Below are 15,718 nucleotides of genomic sequence, written 5' to 3' on the forward strand. Positions count from 1 at the left end.
AAGTCATAAAGTATGTTTATGCTTTCATTCCCCTTTCATAAAGAAGTTCCTAAAAACTTGGTTTTACCTTAATCAGAAAAACTATTTATTTAATTTGCTAACCTTTACCCAATCCACTTCCATGATAGCAGGTAGGTTAGTATCGTCAATAGGGCCTGCCCATGAGTCTGTTTTTCCACCGAGTCCCATGTTCAGAATGATGTAGAAAGAAGAATCTTTAGTGAAAGGCCACTGCTTCATTTCTTCTTCGTTTGCCAGTTTGAGGTTCTCATAAGAAAAAGTTTCCTGGTCGTTGACAGAGAACGTAATTTTGTCTTCTGTCCATTCGACGGCGTAGATATTCCAGTCCTCGTAGTTACAAGTTACCGATGTCGAGTTGATAGGGTCTTTGATGTTCAAATCATAGGTATAGTGGGTATGCACCGTCTGATAAATCACGTCTTCTTGCCGGATATGTTCCATAATGTCAATCTCACCGCCATTCGGCCAACTGCTATATAAAGGGGCAGACTTCTGAGGCATCAACCAGATAGCGGGGAAGGCTCCGTCCGGATGGTTGGGGATTCTCGCCCTGACTTCAACCCGTCCGAAAGTAAAGTCGACCTTACCCATTGACTCGATGCCGCCGGCACGATATTCGTTGCCTATTTTTTCTGCCTTCAGTATCAGTTTACCGTCTTCTACATAAGCCTGGTCGTAGCTTTCGGACATCTCGTCACACCAGTCTGATGTTGATCTTTGACAGAGTACCCAACTGTCAGGATTGGGAATGCCGTTTACATTGAAATCGTCTATAAAGATAATGTCTCTCAACGTTTCATCATACTTCGGTAGTGCAATGGTGTAAGTCGTCGATTGATTGTCTGCGGTGGTGACAGTCACCTTCTGCTCTTTCTGCCAGTTCTGTATAAAAGTGGCGGGATCCGGTGAAATGGCAGCTCCGTCCATCAGTGTATAATCTACGCCGGTGATGACATTCGCATTTTCGATGGTTCCGATTTCTATCCTGTGGGTGGTTTGGTCTATTTTGCCGTGATAATAGGAGGTAGTACCCGTTTGTACGTTATTCACTGCTACGGCAAAAGCCGTAAGCGGATAATTAGTTTTCTTTTGGGTGACATACTTTGTTTCATCGTCCAGGCATGCAAAGCAGGAAATACCGATGAATGCCAGGCTCAGTATAAATAATAATTTCTTTTTCATCATACTCTTTTTTTTGTTTTACATATTATGAGTTTTATAAGCGCTTGCCCGGATAGTTGTCAGGCGGGCAAGCGCTTTTTTAGCTAAGAAAGAATCAGTCTCCCCAGTTTAATGGAGCCACGTATTCCCATTTGGTAAAGACGAGACTGCCGCTCGTTGCCCTGACAAGGAAGCTCCCGCCGGAACTAAGTTGTGAGAACGGCACTTTCCAAGTGTCACCCGTACCGTCCGCATCGCTTATACCGTCACTGGTTGCTTTGGCGATTACTTTATCGTTCAGTATCCACTCGGTGTAGAGCCAACTGCCGGTAGGTGTCACACTCTCTTGAAGTTCAAATGACAGCACATTGGGTTGACTGGAATCTACAGTGTGGCGGCAATCAGATCTATCGTCGAACACATCGCTGCACCAAGGCCTTGTACTCAAGAGGGTAGTGTTGTCACTGACATGGAAACGGAGTTCCACATCTCCCCACATGAAGAAGAGTTCGAAGTTGGCATTGAAAGGTTCGAAATAGAAGTTGTAACGTCCGGGCATCAGGCTACCGGGACCGTATTGAGTGCCTAATGTAACATCCATGTTGTGCACTTCAGGACGTTTGGGGTTCGCCTGCTTGAACCTCACGGTCTTGGTCAGCGGCGTAGCGCCTTCGGCGGCTTTGGTAGCCAGTATGATTGTTCCCGTACGGACGCTGGAGCCTGTATGTTCGGATACGTTGATTACCAGCCCTTCAGAACCGGAGAAGGACGTTTTCTCGAAGTCGTACCATGTGTCGTCCAGTTCATTCTCCTTATAGACAGTCCATTCCGCATTGGATTCTACGGAAATCCGTAGTTCCTGCTCCTGCTCGTAGATGGCAAACCATTTGCCGTTTTCCGGCGTTTCCGGTGTCAGCAGCACACCGTCTTGCGTACATCGCACTTCCATGGCTACTTTGCTGTGACGGTCGTAGATGGTTACTACACCCGTTCTCATTTCACCTGTGTTGGGGGTTGCCTCTACTGTAATCTGTCCGTTTTGCTCGCCTTCAATCTTCCCGTTGTTGCCTCGGACAGAGAGCCAGACGTCGCCTTCTGTCACTTCGGCGCTCCACTTTTGGTTACTGAGCACGTTGAACGTCATTGCGTCGCCCTCTTGGTTAATCATTTCCACACCTTCTACATTCAGATAAGCAGTACCTTTCTGAGTGAGTAGAAAGCGTTTGCCTGTCCAGTAGTCGCTCTTGATATGAATAGTGTCTGTACGGTCGTCCAGTGCGGTATTCTCTTTGCAGGTGACAGTTACCTTATAAATCTTACCCGCTTCACCCGTTGATGGTGAGAGAGTATACCAGTCATATTTTCCGAATACTTCCCACGGGTCTGTGGACTTGACTTCGAAAGAGAACGGTTCCGGATTGGAGGCTTCAACCACGTAAGAGTCTTCTACTCTATAACGCAAGTCTACCCACTTCTCTGCTTTTTCATCTTCGCAGCTCTGCAACAGGAAACCTGTTGCAGGCAATGCCAAAAGAAGTAAAGCCCGGTATATTGTTTTATGTATAATTGATTTCATATTCACTTTCTGTTTTTAGTGTTATTCATAAGACTCAAAGTTGATGGATTTGAATGTCATCGTACAAACCTGGTCTGTATCATTTTCAAATCCAAAGTAGAACTGTTGTCCGCGGAAACTCGGATTAGCTGTATAAATATCCGTCTTATTTTTCATTCTTGCCACCTCCTGTTCGTTGGCGTAAAGTATAAGACATATTTTGCCTTCATTTTCCGGATCATCCTTAGCTTCAATGGCAATGGACTTAATGTCATTAATATTTATATTAAAGTCTTGCAGTTTAAAATAAGCTCCGTCCCATGCATCAATGTTTGAAGTCATCTCCGAACTTTCCGGTCTCAGCCAAGCTTTGATGTAACCGGAACCGTCACCCCATGACCATGTATCTCCGTTAAGTTCAATTGAACCATTGCTGTCCGGCATATCTACTTTGTCAAACTCCCAAACAACTTTTCCTTTTCTAAAACCAAAATTGGATACAAATCTGGATGCGCCTGTACTTTGGATAGTAGCATATCCCGTCACCGGATCGACTGTTTCCTCTCCTCTGTTAAGAGATATATTTCTGGGTTGTGTCACTTCAATAGGTACACCTTCAAATCCCGGAACATTCATTTTGGGATACAACAGGATATGTCCGGTGCGCGGAACGAATAAGTTATTAAACGTTGCGGAAAGTTTTAACTGATTACCGTCTGCTTCCGCACTCAGCCATTCTTTGTATTCAGCCGGAATTTCTATTTTCCATTCTACACTGGAGTTGATTTCTATAGTTTTCTCTTCACCTTCTCCGTTCATTGTGTTCACGGCATCTTCCTCATTCTTGGTCTCAATGACTATACCGTCTTGTGTAATAGTAAACGTTTCCTCTTGGAAAGCTGTTTTCACAGTAATTTCCGCACTTCTTATCGCTCCTGTATTTTGGGGGACAGTAATGGTGATATTTTCTTTTTCACCATTCTCATTTCCCGTACCGGACGTTTTATCAATGTTTTCAAGGAATTGGGTCGTAGTAATGATTTCCCATGGCTTGTTGGAGATAATATTGAATGAAACCACGCCACCTTCGGTAGGAACGATGTCCGTAGGACGAATCACTACCAAATCTTCTTTCGAAGCCTGTTCGATAGTCACTACCTTGGTTCCCTCGATGCCTTCCGCCTTGATAGTCAGCCGGGCGGTACGCTTTTGCTTTCCTGTATTATTTTCGAGCATTACTACAATCTCCGAAACCAGTGAGCTGGCTGCGCTCATAGAGGGAGTGGGCTTGCACCACTGTTGGTCACTTTCGATTGTCCAAGGAGTGTTGGAACTGATATTAAAAACGATGTTGCTCGGAGAAGTAGCCAAAGCGGTGTAAGACTCCAGTGCGTCTATCTGGATGTTGAGAGGCCCTTCCGGCTGTGAGTCGATATCGAACTCCTGGCAGGCTACAAAACTGAATGTGCACAGTGCAAGAATCAGTTGCAATAATGTGTTGTTATATAACTTTTTCATATATCTTATTTATATTGGATTAGACAATAAATTACCATCCTGTGTTTTGAGGATTCAAGTTTGTATTCTTATATAATTCGCTTTGAGGTATCGGATAGAGATACATACAGTCTCTCCACGTACGGTTTTCATAAAGGTTCTTATAAAAATTCAGCGTGCCGTCCGGTTGTTTCTCAATCTTTACTCCGTATAGTTCGCGTTGGGTGGTATCAGCAATCTTCCATCTGCGTACATCCCAGAAGCGGTGATCCTCGAAAGCAAACTCTACACGCCATTCGTTATACAGACGTTCCATGAACTCATCTTTTCCCATAGAGGTGAGTAACGGCATGTCGGCATTCTTTCTTACTTCGTTGATAGCCCACAATGCTGAATATGTATAAGTTTCATCGGTATAGTCGACATCATTGAAAGCGTTAACCATAGATTCCGCATAGGTGAGCAAGGTTTCGGCATAGCGGTAGATTGCCCAATGGTGTTTGTTGGCAGACTCCTTGCCCGGTTCAAAATTGGTACTTTCCTGGATATACCGGCGCAGGAAATAGCCGGTGGGCGAACCGCCTTCCGACACAATACCGTCATCGACACCCCCTTTGAAAGTTTCTATCGTACTTTCCTTAAATGTCATTCCATTGGTAAGAATCGTGCGATAAAAGCGTTTGTCACGGTTCTCATAAGGAGCTTGCGGATTGAAGTCAGGGTCATTGCAAACCCAGCCGGTGTTTTCCAGTGTCACTTTGTAGCCGTTGGCGGTTTCAAAGGCATCTACCAGATTTTGTGACGGGAAGTTGCTGTAAGCAATTCTGGATGTACGTGTTCCGTAGGTGAAACGGAGAGGGAAATTATATTTCTCGAAGTCTGTAGATTCAGCATTGAGTCTCATCAGTACTACCTCTTTTGATGCGAAATTGTTGGCACTTTCTTGACCGTCAAGAGAATAAAGCCCTGTGTTAATAATATCCAGCGATGCTTTGGCGGATTGTTTCCACAACTCGGTATCCATAGAAGGATTATGCAGGCGGCTGGCTGCATACAGCAATGCTTTTGATTTCACTGCCATCGCAAAACCTCTGGTTACCCTCCCTATTTCTGCTCCCGGTTCATCTACATAATCATCCGGTAGGTTATTGGCTGCTTCATCGCATTCGCTGGCAATGAATTTAACCACTTCGGCAAACGGTGTTTTCCCAATCGTGTTCGCCTCTTCTTCCGTAAGCACTTCCAGTGGCATGGCGATGTCACCATAGCGGCGTGCCAGTTCAAAGAAGTAGTGTGCACGCAGTACTCTGGCTTCATAAGGGAAGTATTTCAATTGTTTCATCCAGTTCTGATACTGGCCGCCGCTGTGTTCATAACGTGTGAAGTCCGCTTGGGCAATCTCTGTGATGAAACTATTGGCGGCACGGATGCCACGATACAGTGTCCAAGCGGCGTCATACGTTTTGATGGATGACCAATTGCCGTTGTTCGCGTTCTGGATGTTGGCGGCGTAAGCGCCGAACTCACCATCGTCTGAGGCGCAGTCGCGCATGGAATAGCTCTCTTCGGAAAATATTCCTTCGGTAGCAAAAAACGTATATCCTTGCGGCATGTATGAGTATACGTGTGACAGCATATCCTTACTTGTACCGAAATACTTGTACATGTCTTCTTTTGTCTTCAAACCGTCTGTTTCATCAAAGTCGAGATAATTGCACGAAGCAAGGCTCAACGAAGACAAAATGGTTAAGATGATGTATTTGGTTCTCATAATGTTCATTTACTTCTGTTTAAAAATTAAGTTTCACACCCGCCCAATAGCTTCTTGCCGACGGATAAGCAATACCGAGCTGTTCCGGATCGGCAAAATGGATGTTATCTATCGAGAACAGGTTAGTGCCCTGCACGAATACCCGTAAGTCGGCAAAGCGGGTCTGAGATTTCGGGAACGTGTAAGCTACCAGCAGATTGCGTAATTTCAGGAACGAACCGTCACGATACCACAATGAACTGGCGCGGTAGTTGTTTTGGTTTTCCTGTGTAGTCAGTCTGGGCATGGTGGCTTTGGCTTTGTTCTCCGGCGTCCAGCAAACTTCCTCGTTCAGGAAAGTGTTCGAGATGTTTCCGTTGTCCACAAGCGGTTGGTAAAGCGGACTGTCAAGCAAGGAGACCGTTACACCTGTCATTCCCTGGAAATCGGCGGAAAGTTCGAATCTTTTATAGGATAAATTCAGGTTGAACCCGAAGTAGAAACGCGGAAGTGAGGAACCGAACATTTTCACCACGTCTTTTTCGTCAATGCGGTTATCACCGTTCTGGTCTTTGTACTTCACGTCACCGGGAGCGATATCCGAGAATGTTTGCTGCGGACTGTTGTTGATTTCCTGCTGACTGTTGAAGAACCCTATGGCTTCCAGACCGTACATCTGTCCCACACGGTTGCCTTGGGTGTACAAGTAATCGTATTCTTGATAGGCTTGGTTTACATTGACAACTTCCGAGTTCAGGTACGACATGGTTGCTCCGATGCTGTAATGGAAATCACCGGCCTTGTCGTTCCAGTTCACAGAGGCGTCAAATCCTTTGTATTTGTAGACTCCTTCGTTCACTTGTCCCACTGTGACACCGATGATGCCGGACGTAGAGTTGGCACCGGACACAAGTATGTCCGAACGTTTTTCGTAGAAACCTTCCACTGTGGCGTCCAACCGGTTGTTGAAAGCGGAAAGGTCAAATCCGAAAGTCGCTTTTTTCGATTTCTCCGCTACCAGTCCGACTACCGGTAAATCGCCTTCGCTGCCGCCTGAAACACTTCCGGCATTTTCGCCGAAGTTATAACCGGCTGCGTAACCGTATGACTGGCGCCATAATTCGTGGCTCAGATTTCCGTCCCAACCGGAAAGACCGTAAGAGGCACGAATCTTAAAGAGATTAATTGGAGTTATTTTCTCCATGAATGCTTCATTGGATACAATCCAGGCGGCAGACACGGCGGGATAGTTCGCAAATTTATCTCCATCCGGCAAGTAAGCCGAACCGGAACGGTTGAATACGGCATTGAGTGTATAACGGTCGTCGTAAGTATAAGTGGCATTCACTAAAACCGACAGATTTTTTTGTGAATTGTTTCTGCCGTTTCTATTCACTGACTGCATGTCGTAAATCAGCGCTCCTCCTATCCGGTGTTTGTCAAAGGTACGGTTGTAGTCCGCTTTTGCCTGGAAGTTACTTCTGAACAACAGGTTTTCAAAAGGCTGGCTGTGTCCCAGGGTTTCGGAGTCTGTACCCCAGATAGTAGGTGTCGTTATCAATGTACCGTCCTCGGCAATGCTGGCTCCGGTATTCATATATCGGTAACTTTTGCTGCTGGTTTCGTACATTCCACCGATGTTATCAAAAGAAATAGCCGCTTCAAGTGCCAATCCCTTGGTCAGCATCTCCAGTTCCTGACGGACGCTCAAGTCGGCGAGCAGGCTTCCGTAGACATTACGGATATGTCCGTAATGTTTCAGCAAGGCAACCGGATTTTTGTCTCCGTAGACTGAACTTCCGCCAAAGATTCCGTTCTCATGGCGAATCGGGAATGCGGCCGAAGGAATACCGTAAATGTCATTGAAAATAGCGTTACGCCCGTAACGGGTTCCCCGGAGTTCTTTCAGCTTTCCGGCGATTCCGAGTTTCAGATAAGTGCTTTTAGTCACGTTCACGTCCAGATTGGTACGCACAGCCAAGCGTGTGTCTGTGGGTGTGGTATCGTAACGCGTATCTTCCGTGTTTTTTTTCAGCATCGAACGGTCACGATAGTAATCCACTACCGTATAGAAACGGAACTTTTCGCTACCTCCGCTGAAAGCCATTTTCAGGTTGTGGGTAAATCCCGTTTTGTTCAACGTTTCGTTCCACCAGTCTACGTTCGGATAGTCATAGGGATAGATGCCTGTGCGGAAAGCATCCAGTTCTTGGGTGGTGTAGCGTGCGGACAGGCCGTCTCCGCTCAGTGCGCTGTTGAGGGCGTTTGCATACGTATAAGCGTCTGCAAAGTCGGGAGAGCGGAACTGGGTGTTGACGCCGAAGTTATAATCCACTTTCACTTTCAATCCGTTGCTTGTGCCGCGTTTGGTCGTAATCAGTATCACACCGTTAGCACCGCGCATCCCATAGAGGGCGGCAGCAGCGGCATCTTTCAGTACGTAGCACGATTCGATTTCCATAGAACTGATGTCGGTGATGTCACGAGGGAAACCGTCGATTAATATCAATGGAGCATGGCCGTGTATGGAGAGGGAAGAAACGTTGTCGGCTGACGAGCCTGTACCCTGATATACGTTCAGTCCTGCCACTTTCCCATACAGTGCTTTGCTAATGTCTATGTGCGGAGACTTTTCGAATGCAGAAGCATTGACTCCGCTGACAGAATAACTACTGGTCCGGGAAGATACGTTCATACGGTATCCTACGCTCAGGGTGTCAGCCAGCTGCATATCCGAAGCCGCTGCCGGTGTCTGTGCATGTAGAGCTACCGAACCTCCCAGGAGCAGAGTGGTTAATATATAGTTTATTTTATTCATTGTTCAATAGAATATTAGTTTGCATATCAATTTACCAACCCGGATTTTGGGTCATTCCATATTTCTTGTTGATTTCTTCTTGAGGTATTGGGGCCAGATACCACTTGGTGTCCCAATTGTCTACCCAAAAACGGTCGTTCAGCTCTACTTTCTCGAAAGTGAACGATGTTGGATTGTGCTGGTCGTTACCTCTGCTTCTCAGTCCGTAAAGTTGCTTCCTGAAATCATTTTCACGACCTCTGCGCACAAGGTCGAACCAACGCACCTCTTCAAATCCCAGTTCCAACGCCCTTTCTTTCAGCACAGCTTCCAGAAACTCGTCGTGGTTCATATTCTTGGGAAGTTCGGAGAGTCCTACTCTTTTCCGCACCTCGTTCACCATTCTGTAAGCCTCGTCGTTCGGGCGCTTGTTCACCTCATTGAGCACTTCCGCATATCCCAGCATGATTTCCGCCAGACGGGTGTGGGGCCACTGTATCGGTCCTTCACGGTCGCTGTTCTCTTGCAGGATGAACTTCATGGTCATGAATCCGCTACCGGCTTTGTAGTCGGGATGATTGAGATGTACGGGAGCGACTGTTCCATTGCAATACGTGTCTCCCGGGCAAGCCACATTCTCATACAGACGCGGGTCGCGGGTAGGTTCCATATCGCCTACGGTAAAGAAAGGCTGACGGGAAGGAGCCTTCCAGTCGAAGTCTTTCGGGAAATCGGTTCCGTCCGCCCAAGAGAACATATCGACATAGTTTAATGTGGGAAGATACCCCCAGGGGCGACTGTCAATATACTCCCAGATAGTGTTGGCACCATATCCATGGCGGGTGGAAATCAGTATTTCCGTACCGCCGCGGTTGTAGTATGCCCGGCGGTAGGCAAGACGTCTTGCCCGGTGTGTCTCTTCCTCCGGTTGGATCAGCGAGTAGCCGCCTTGTCTTTCTACTTCCGCAAAGAAAGCCTCGCCCGCTGTCTTCGCAGCTTCCCAACGTTGGGCGCTATAGTTGCCGTAGCAGGTATATTCGTCCGCTTGGGGATGCCATTTCTTGTCAGAATTGAAAGTGGGGCTAGCAGCCCATTGCAGCACTTTGAACCTCAGTGCCATGGCTCCTGCCTTGGTCATGCGTCCGTCGTCCGCATCATCCTGTTTCCATTTTAAATTGGAGTTGATGACCTCGTCGAGCAAGGCTACAATCTTCTCCACGGTCTGGGCGAATGTGATGCGGGGGAAATTCATTTCTTCGTTGACATCCACATAGTGGTCTATCCATGTCACGCCACCTACATAGCGAAGCATCTCGAAGTAGCAAAGGGCTATGACGGTTTTCGCTTCAGCGATACGCTGGCTCTTTTCACTATCCGACATGTCAGGCACATTCTTTACGTTCTCGATATAGCACCAGGCGTAGCGGATAGCAGTCCAGTCGGCTTTGCTTCCGTAGCGGTAGGCAGCACTTCGGGGAACGTTGGTGGGACTGAGCGCTCCGTTATAATAGAGTTTCAGGGGACCGTCGTTGATGTTGTCACGGAAGCTGTAGCATAAGTCGGTAAGGGATTCGAGGATATTCACACCCAACTTCCAGTCGGAAGTGGTAGGCAGTCCGTAAGGCAATCCGGTGTATGCTTTCGTCAGTACCTTTTCCGCGTTTATCTTCGAAGAGAACATCTCTTCGGTGGTGGCTCCGGAACTTTCGGGCTGATTGCTCAGAAATTTGTCACCGAAGCTGATTTCAGAGCAGGAAGAAGCCATCAGCAGGCATCCTAGTGCCATGAATCCTTTTAGTATACTATTCATAAAGTTGTTCTTTTAGAAGTTAAGATTTAAACCAAAACTGTAGACCTTAATCAGCGGATACTCTCCATAGTTGTCGGGGTTGCTTTCCGGGTCAAGGTATTTAAGCGGTGAGAAAGTCAGCAGGTTATAGCCGCTGAAGTTGAATCCGAGCGAAGTAAGTCCCAGTTTCTTCAGGAATTTCTTTCCGGTGAGCGTGTAGCTGAGGCTCAGACTTTTCAGGCGGAGATAAGAAGCGTCTGCCAGCCAGAGGGTAGAGGGCTCGGAGTTCCAGCTTTCCGAAGTTTCCGATGCACGTGGATAGACAGCGCCCAATTGGTTTTCCTCTGTCCAGCAACCCTCATAAAAGTAGGTTAGCAGGCCGCGTTTTCCGGCGTTGGTATACGGGATGCGGTATTCGATTTCGTACATTCTGTTGACATTCTTAGAGCCTACCCACTGCATGGAGAGGTCAAAGCCTTTCCAATTGAAGCCCATGTTCATGCCGAACACATATTCCGGACGGGTGGCAAAGCCGGTCACGCATTTGTCATTTCCGTCTACAACATGGTCGCCATTCAGGTCGGCATACATGGCATCGCCCGGATATACCTTTACGGAAGGTTGCGGGAGCTCCGGATTCAGAACCAGCTCACCGCCGGCATTAGTTGTAAAGTCGCTGTACTGATAGAGACGGACAAAGTTATACAATCCACTGTAACGTCCGGTAGACCCGCCGGTTTGGTTCATATAGGCGAATTGCTTGGGCACCTCGTCCATATAGAGAATCTTGTTGCGGGCAAAGGAGACATTGCCGTCTATGTAGTAGCTGAAATTTTTTCCTATCCTGTCATGCCAGCCCAGGGAGATTTCGTAACCGTGATTGTTCACCTTACCTATATTAAGGTTGGGCAGAGAGGTTGCGATAATGCTCGGAGTGGACTCGGGAGAGATAAGAATACCCGTGCGGTGTTCGATAAAGTAGTCGAAAGTGGCGGACAGGCGGCTGTTGAAGAACTTGACATCGATACCGTAGTTCTGTTTCTCCGCTGTTTCCCAAGTCACCTCCGGATTACCCATGCTTGAGATGGCGGATGCCGATTGGGATATGGGATTATTAGTACCGAAACTGTAACTTCCGGAGCCGCCCCATACGGCAGGCATATACATAAAGCGGGAATCTACGCCCTTATCGTTACCTACACGTCCCCATGAAGCCCTGAGTTTCAAGTAATCCACTACCTTCTGGTTTTCCATGAACTTCTCGGCAGTGGCTATCCATCCGGCTGAGAATGAGGGGAAAATACCGAAACGTGTACTGCCCGGTGCAAAGTTCTCCGAACCGTTATAACCTACGTTTACATCGAACAGGTATTTGCTTTGATAAGCATACGTGGCACGTCCCACCAATCCTACATAGTTGCGCGGCAGATACGTGTAGCTGTCCGGATAGTAATTGCGGGACTGGTTGTACAAGACAAGGCCGGATACTTTGTGGTCACCGAATGTCCGGTCGTAGTTGATGCGTCCTTCGAGATACCAGTTCTGTGCCCGTCCGCTACTTTCCGAATAGGTCAGCGGAGTATCGCTGCCGGAAGGAACGAAAATGTGTGTCTTGTCATAATCAGGGTCGGTCTGGGGCATATTTCCGCTGGAGTCGAAATAAGACTGATAGTACACTGTCTGTGATTCTATGGCTCCTCCGGCGCGTTCCTTATATAGTTTGAACTGATTGTCGTAGGCTCCTTTTACGGAAACACTCAGTCCCGGAGTGACGAAATCCAGTTTTTGCGTGATGTCCAGGTCCATATTCAGCGTTGTGTCATACGTTTGGTTGTATCCTTTTCCATAGAACACGAACATACCGTCGCGCATTACCTCTCCCAGTGGTACCAGATCATCGGGAACCAATGTGCGTACTCCGTTGATAAATCCCGGTCCGGCAAACGGATGCGACCATATCTGTGCTATCACCCAGGCATTGGGGTCGTTACCCGTACCCGACTGGACATCACGGGGTTCTTGTATCTTGCCCAGCACACCGCCTACGCCCAGTTTCATGGTGGTGGTCTTGGTCAGGTTCGCATCGATGTTGGCACGATAGTTATATCGGTTGTAGCGGTAGTTGTTGTCATACAACTGTCCGGGAAGCTCTTTCAGAAGTCCGTTCTGATAGGTATAGCCTACCGATACGAAATACCGCACGTTGTCATTACCACCGGAAATATTGACATTGTTCTGACTCTGGAGATAGACATTATGAAAGATGTACTTTTTCCAGTCCATGTTGGGGTACATGAGAGGGTCGGAGCCTGTACGATAGGCCTCTATCTGCTCCGGCGTAAAGTAAAGTTTGGGATTGGTGACATGATCCATTTCCTGCTTCATGTTCCAGAACCGGGCAAATTCGTAACTTCCCGTCTGCTCTACCAGTGAAATGGGTTGCTGCAAGCCTAGCTTGGTACTGGCGGAAATCTGTGTCTTTCCCGATTTACCTCTACGGGTAGTAATCAATATGACACCATTCGCACCTCTTACTCCAAATACTGCGGTAGAAGAGGCGTCTTTCAGCACGGAGATAGTTTCCACCTCATTGGGATCGATTTGCGAAAAGGCACGTTCTACACCATCTACCAGAACTAAGGGTTTGGATTGTGAGTCGTTCAGTGAACCGACACCCCGTACGTAAATGGCGGCGGCGTCCTTACCCGGTTGTCCGGTAGTCTGTACGGAAGATACGCCCGGCAATGCACCGGCAAGGATGTTTGTGATACTTGTTGCCGGCGATTTAATCAACTCCTTGTTGTCAATAGAGGAGACGGCGCTCGTAAGCATCCGCCTGTCCTGATTACCGTAGGCGATGGCTACCACTTCCACTTCACCGAGGTTTTGCGAGTCTTCTTTCAGGCTGACTGTAATAAATGTCCTGTTTCCCACTACAATCTCCTGGGTCACATACCCGATAAAAGAGATGCTCAACACCGACTTTCTGTTTGGGACGACGATTGTGAAGTTGCCGTCGAAATCTGTAATTGCTCCTATGCTTGTGCCCTTTACGGTTACATTAGCACCGGGAACGCCTTCTTTGAGTGTTTCGTCCGTTACCCTACCTTTGATAGTAATACCTTCTGGGGGGAAGGCATACATTATCGGTATGAACAAAAGAAACATAATAAGAAAACGGAATCTTAAATTACGCGCGTTTCTCATACTGTTTAATTTAATTAGGTTAATAATGAAAGATTAATAATATGTTAAGTTAATAATCTGCTTGATTTAAAGTAAGGTCAACACTTGATGCTTTTGTTGGCTTTTAACAATACTGCAAAGTTAGATGAGGTGTGGAAAATGGATGTGCAATATTCACCAAATAAGGTGCACAAATAGCTATAAAATGGCTTGTGATGGTGCAGAAAGCCATTTTATGAAATTATAGGCGGGAAAGGAAGAAACAGTCTCAAAGTGTGGGGAACTGATATATTCCGATAAATAGATAAGGGGTTGATACTAATGATAGCTTGGGAATAATTTATCGAATGAAATTAAATTCCGGTTTATATAGATTAGTATCTATATATTCTACGTACATTTGCCTCATTAGTATGCTGGTTTTCGTTTGACAGTTGTCAAACGAACGCTTGACAACTGTTGAACTATCGCTTGACAACTGTCAAACGAAAACTGAATAGCAAATTGAATAAATAATATATGGGAAGAGAGAAATTAATCTTTCCCAATGAAAAACTACTAAGTAATGAGTGTTAATTATGACCTTTATGAGACTCCCAATCCTGATAAGAATGGAGAAGAACTACCTTTGCACGCACGTGTCGTTTTGAAGGGCAGTTATACGGCTGAAGAATTTGTGGAACAGGTGACTATGCTTCAGCATATGCCTCATGCGCAAGTGGTAGGTGTTATAGAAGCTATATCAAAAGAGTTGAGACATTTACTCTTAAAAGGATTCTCAGTAGAACTGGGAGATATCGGTTATTTCACTCTTTCATTGAGTGTTGACAAGAAAATGATGGATGCAAATAACTTGCGTTCACCATCCGTATCTCTGAAAGATATTAATTTCCGTGTCAACCGGCAGTTTAAGAAGGATATTGAGAGCGAACTCGAGTTGCAACGTTATCACTCGCCATTTCGTGTGAAGAATCCGTTGCCTGAGAAAAAGTGTCTGCAGCGGTTGGAAAAGTTTTTAGAAGAACATTCGTGTATTAACCGACAGGATTATGCACAACTTGTAGGAAAGACAAAGACACAGGCATTGCAGGACATCAACGCTTTTATCGAGCAGGGGATATTGGAAAAGTATGGAACCGGACGTTCGGTAGTATATATAAAAGCGGTATAAACTTACTATTAGCCTGGTAAATCAAAATTAAGGAATTATGAATTATCATAGTGTACTTCTACTTGCCGGATGGGTTATCACATTGACCGCCTGCCACTCTTCACCGTCTCCTGTTCTGAAAAAGGCTATGCAGATGGAGAATGTTTCCGTCGATAGTATTCTCTTTTATTTGCAACAAATAGACAAGCCGGAGAATTTATCTTCTAAAGAGCAGGGTGATTATTACTTTCTGTCCTATAAGGCTACTTTGTGGAAGACCGGGAAACCTGTAGATTCTTTATTGCAGACTGCCATTCACCGCTATACGGAAAATGGGCAGTTATACCAACGTATGCAAGCGCTTATAGAGCAAAGCGCTTCCTATTTATATCGTAACCAACCTGATTCTGCACTGTTGGTTTCGGATGCTCTTCTGCGGGAAGAACTGCTGAACGATACATTAAGAACACAATTTGTATGGTCTTAAAAGGGTGGCGTATTCCAGGAATAAGGATTATGAACAAGCATTGATGATGGCAGACAGTAGCCGGCAGTTAACTCGTAAGTACAAGGATACTCTTGCCTGTTTTTTTGCAAGCAGGCCTTACTTGCATCCCTGCACGGCAACAATTGGAAACGTACTCAGGCATTAGTGAAGTCGTTGGATGAAAAGGGAAACAATGTGATTCTCTTTGCTAAAATGAAAGATAAATAGCAAGTTCGTAGATAGAAAATATTCGGAAGTTGTAAATCCTGCAGTTTGCAGTCGCTTCGTGCAAAGTGTCTTACTTCAATTAGTTTAATCCCGTTAG

General features: G+C 46.2%; 9 protein-coding genes. 2 read left to right on the plus strand and 7 right to left on the minus strand.

What is annotated here, in order from left to right; all coding sequences use genetic code 11:
• Positions 1-81: 81 nt before the first annotated feature.
• The 7 genes from AB5443_RS19970 to AB5443_RS20000 all read right to left on the minus strand — a co-directional run bounded on the left by AB5443_RS19970 (position 82) and on the right by AB5443_RS20000 (position 13,777).
• Positions 82-1,203, minus strand: coding sequence for a DUF4971 domain-containing protein (locus AB5443_RS19970; protein WP_277134849.1), 1,122 nt, complete (start codon positions 1,201-1,203; stop codon positions 82-84).
• Between the two features lie 94 nt (positions 1,204-1,297).
• Positions 1,298-2,758, minus strand: a complete 1,461-nt coding sequence (locus tag AB5443_RS19975; protein ID WP_277134850.1) for a BACON domain-containing carbohydrate-binding protein — start codon at positions 2,756-2,758, stop codon at positions 1,298-1,300.
• Positions 2,759-2,779: 21 nt separating this feature from the next.
• Positions 2,780-4,255, minus strand: coding sequence for a BACON domain-containing carbohydrate-binding protein (locus AB5443_RS19980; protein ID WP_277134851.1), 1,476 nt, complete (start codon positions 4,253-4,255; stop codon positions 2,780-2,782).
• A 31-nt stretch (positions 4,256-4,286) separates the two neighbouring features.
• On the minus strand, positions 4,287-6,005 hold the full coding sequence (locus AB5443_RS19985; RefSeq protein WP_277134852.1) for a RagB/SusD family nutrient uptake outer membrane protein: 1,719 nt from the start codon (positions 6,003-6,005) through the stop codon (positions 4,287-4,289).
• Positions 6,006-6,024: 19 nt separating this feature from the next.
• Entirely contained in the window at positions 6,025-8,802 is a 2,778-nt protein-coding gene (locus tag AB5443_RS19990) for a SusC/RagA family TonB-linked outer membrane protein (protein WP_277134853.1), read from the minus strand.
• 31 nt (positions 8,803-8,833) lie between these two features.
• Positions 8,834-10,591 (minus strand): RagB/SusD family nutrient uptake outer membrane protein, encoded by a 1,758-nt coding sequence (locus tag AB5443_RS19995; protein ID WP_277134854.1) that lies wholly within the window; start codon positions 10,589-10,591, stop codon positions 8,834-8,836.
• 12 nt (positions 10,592-10,603) lie between these two features.
• On the minus strand, positions 10,604-13,777 hold the full coding sequence (locus tag AB5443_RS20000) for a TonB-dependent receptor (protein ID WP_277134855.1): 3,174 nt from the start codon (positions 13,775-13,777) through the stop codon (positions 10,604-10,606).
• 544 nt (positions 13,778-14,321) lie between these two features.
• Here AB5443_RS20000 and AB5443_RS20005 point away from each other — a divergent pair.
• A complete protein-coding gene (locus AB5443_RS20005; protein WP_277134856.1) occupies positions 14,322-14,927 on the plus strand; it encodes a DNA-binding protein in 606 nt (201 codons plus the stop codon).
• Positions 14,928-14,964: 37 nt separating this feature from the next.
• Positions 14,965-15,393 (plus strand): hypothetical protein, encoded by a 429-nt coding sequence (locus tag AB5443_RS20010; RefSeq protein WP_277134857.1) that lies wholly within the window; start codon positions 14,965-14,967, stop codon positions 15,391-15,393.
• Positions 15,394-15,718: the final 325 nt, after the last annotated feature.

This window comes from Bacteroides sp. RTP21281st1_H5_RTP21281_210402 (genome assembly GCF_040918965.1).
Classification (GTDB): domain Bacteria; phylum Bacteroidota; class Bacteroidia; order Bacteroidales; family Bacteroidaceae; genus Bacteroides; species Bacteroides congonensis.

Coding starts and splice junctions, on each gene's coding strand:
- AB5443_RS19970 (WP_277134849.1), bottom strand. CDS start 1,203: ATGAAAAAGAAATTATTATTTATACTGAGCCTGGCATTCATCGGTATT.
- AB5443_RS20005 (WP_277134856.1), top strand. CDS start 14,322: ATGAGTGTTAATTATGACCTTTATGAGACTCCCAATCCTGATAAGAAT.
- AB5443_RS19990 (WP_277134853.1), bottom strand. CDS start 8,802: ATGAATAAAATAAACTATATATTAACCACTCTGCTCCTGGGAGGTTCG.
- AB5443_RS20000 (WP_277134855.1), bottom strand. CDS start 13,777: ATGAGAAACGCGCGTAATTTAAGATTCCGTTTTCTTATTATGTTTCTT.
- AB5443_RS19995 (WP_277134854.1), bottom strand. CDS start 10,591: ATGAATAGTATACTAAAAGGATTCATGGCACTAGGATGCCTGCTGATG.
- AB5443_RS19975 (WP_277134850.1), bottom strand. CDS start 2,758: ATGAAATCAATTATACATAAAACAATATACCGGGCTTTACTTCTTTTG.
- AB5443_RS20010 (WP_277134857.1), top strand. CDS start 14,965: ATGAATTATCATAGTGTACTTCTACTTGCCGGATGGGTTATCACATTG.
- AB5443_RS19985 (WP_277134852.1), bottom strand. CDS start 6,005: ATGAGAACCAAATACATCATCTTAACCATTTTGTCTTCGTTGAGCCTT.
- AB5443_RS19980 (WP_277134851.1), bottom strand. CDS start 4,255: ATGAAAAAGTTATATAACAACACATTATTGCAACTGATTCTTGCACTG.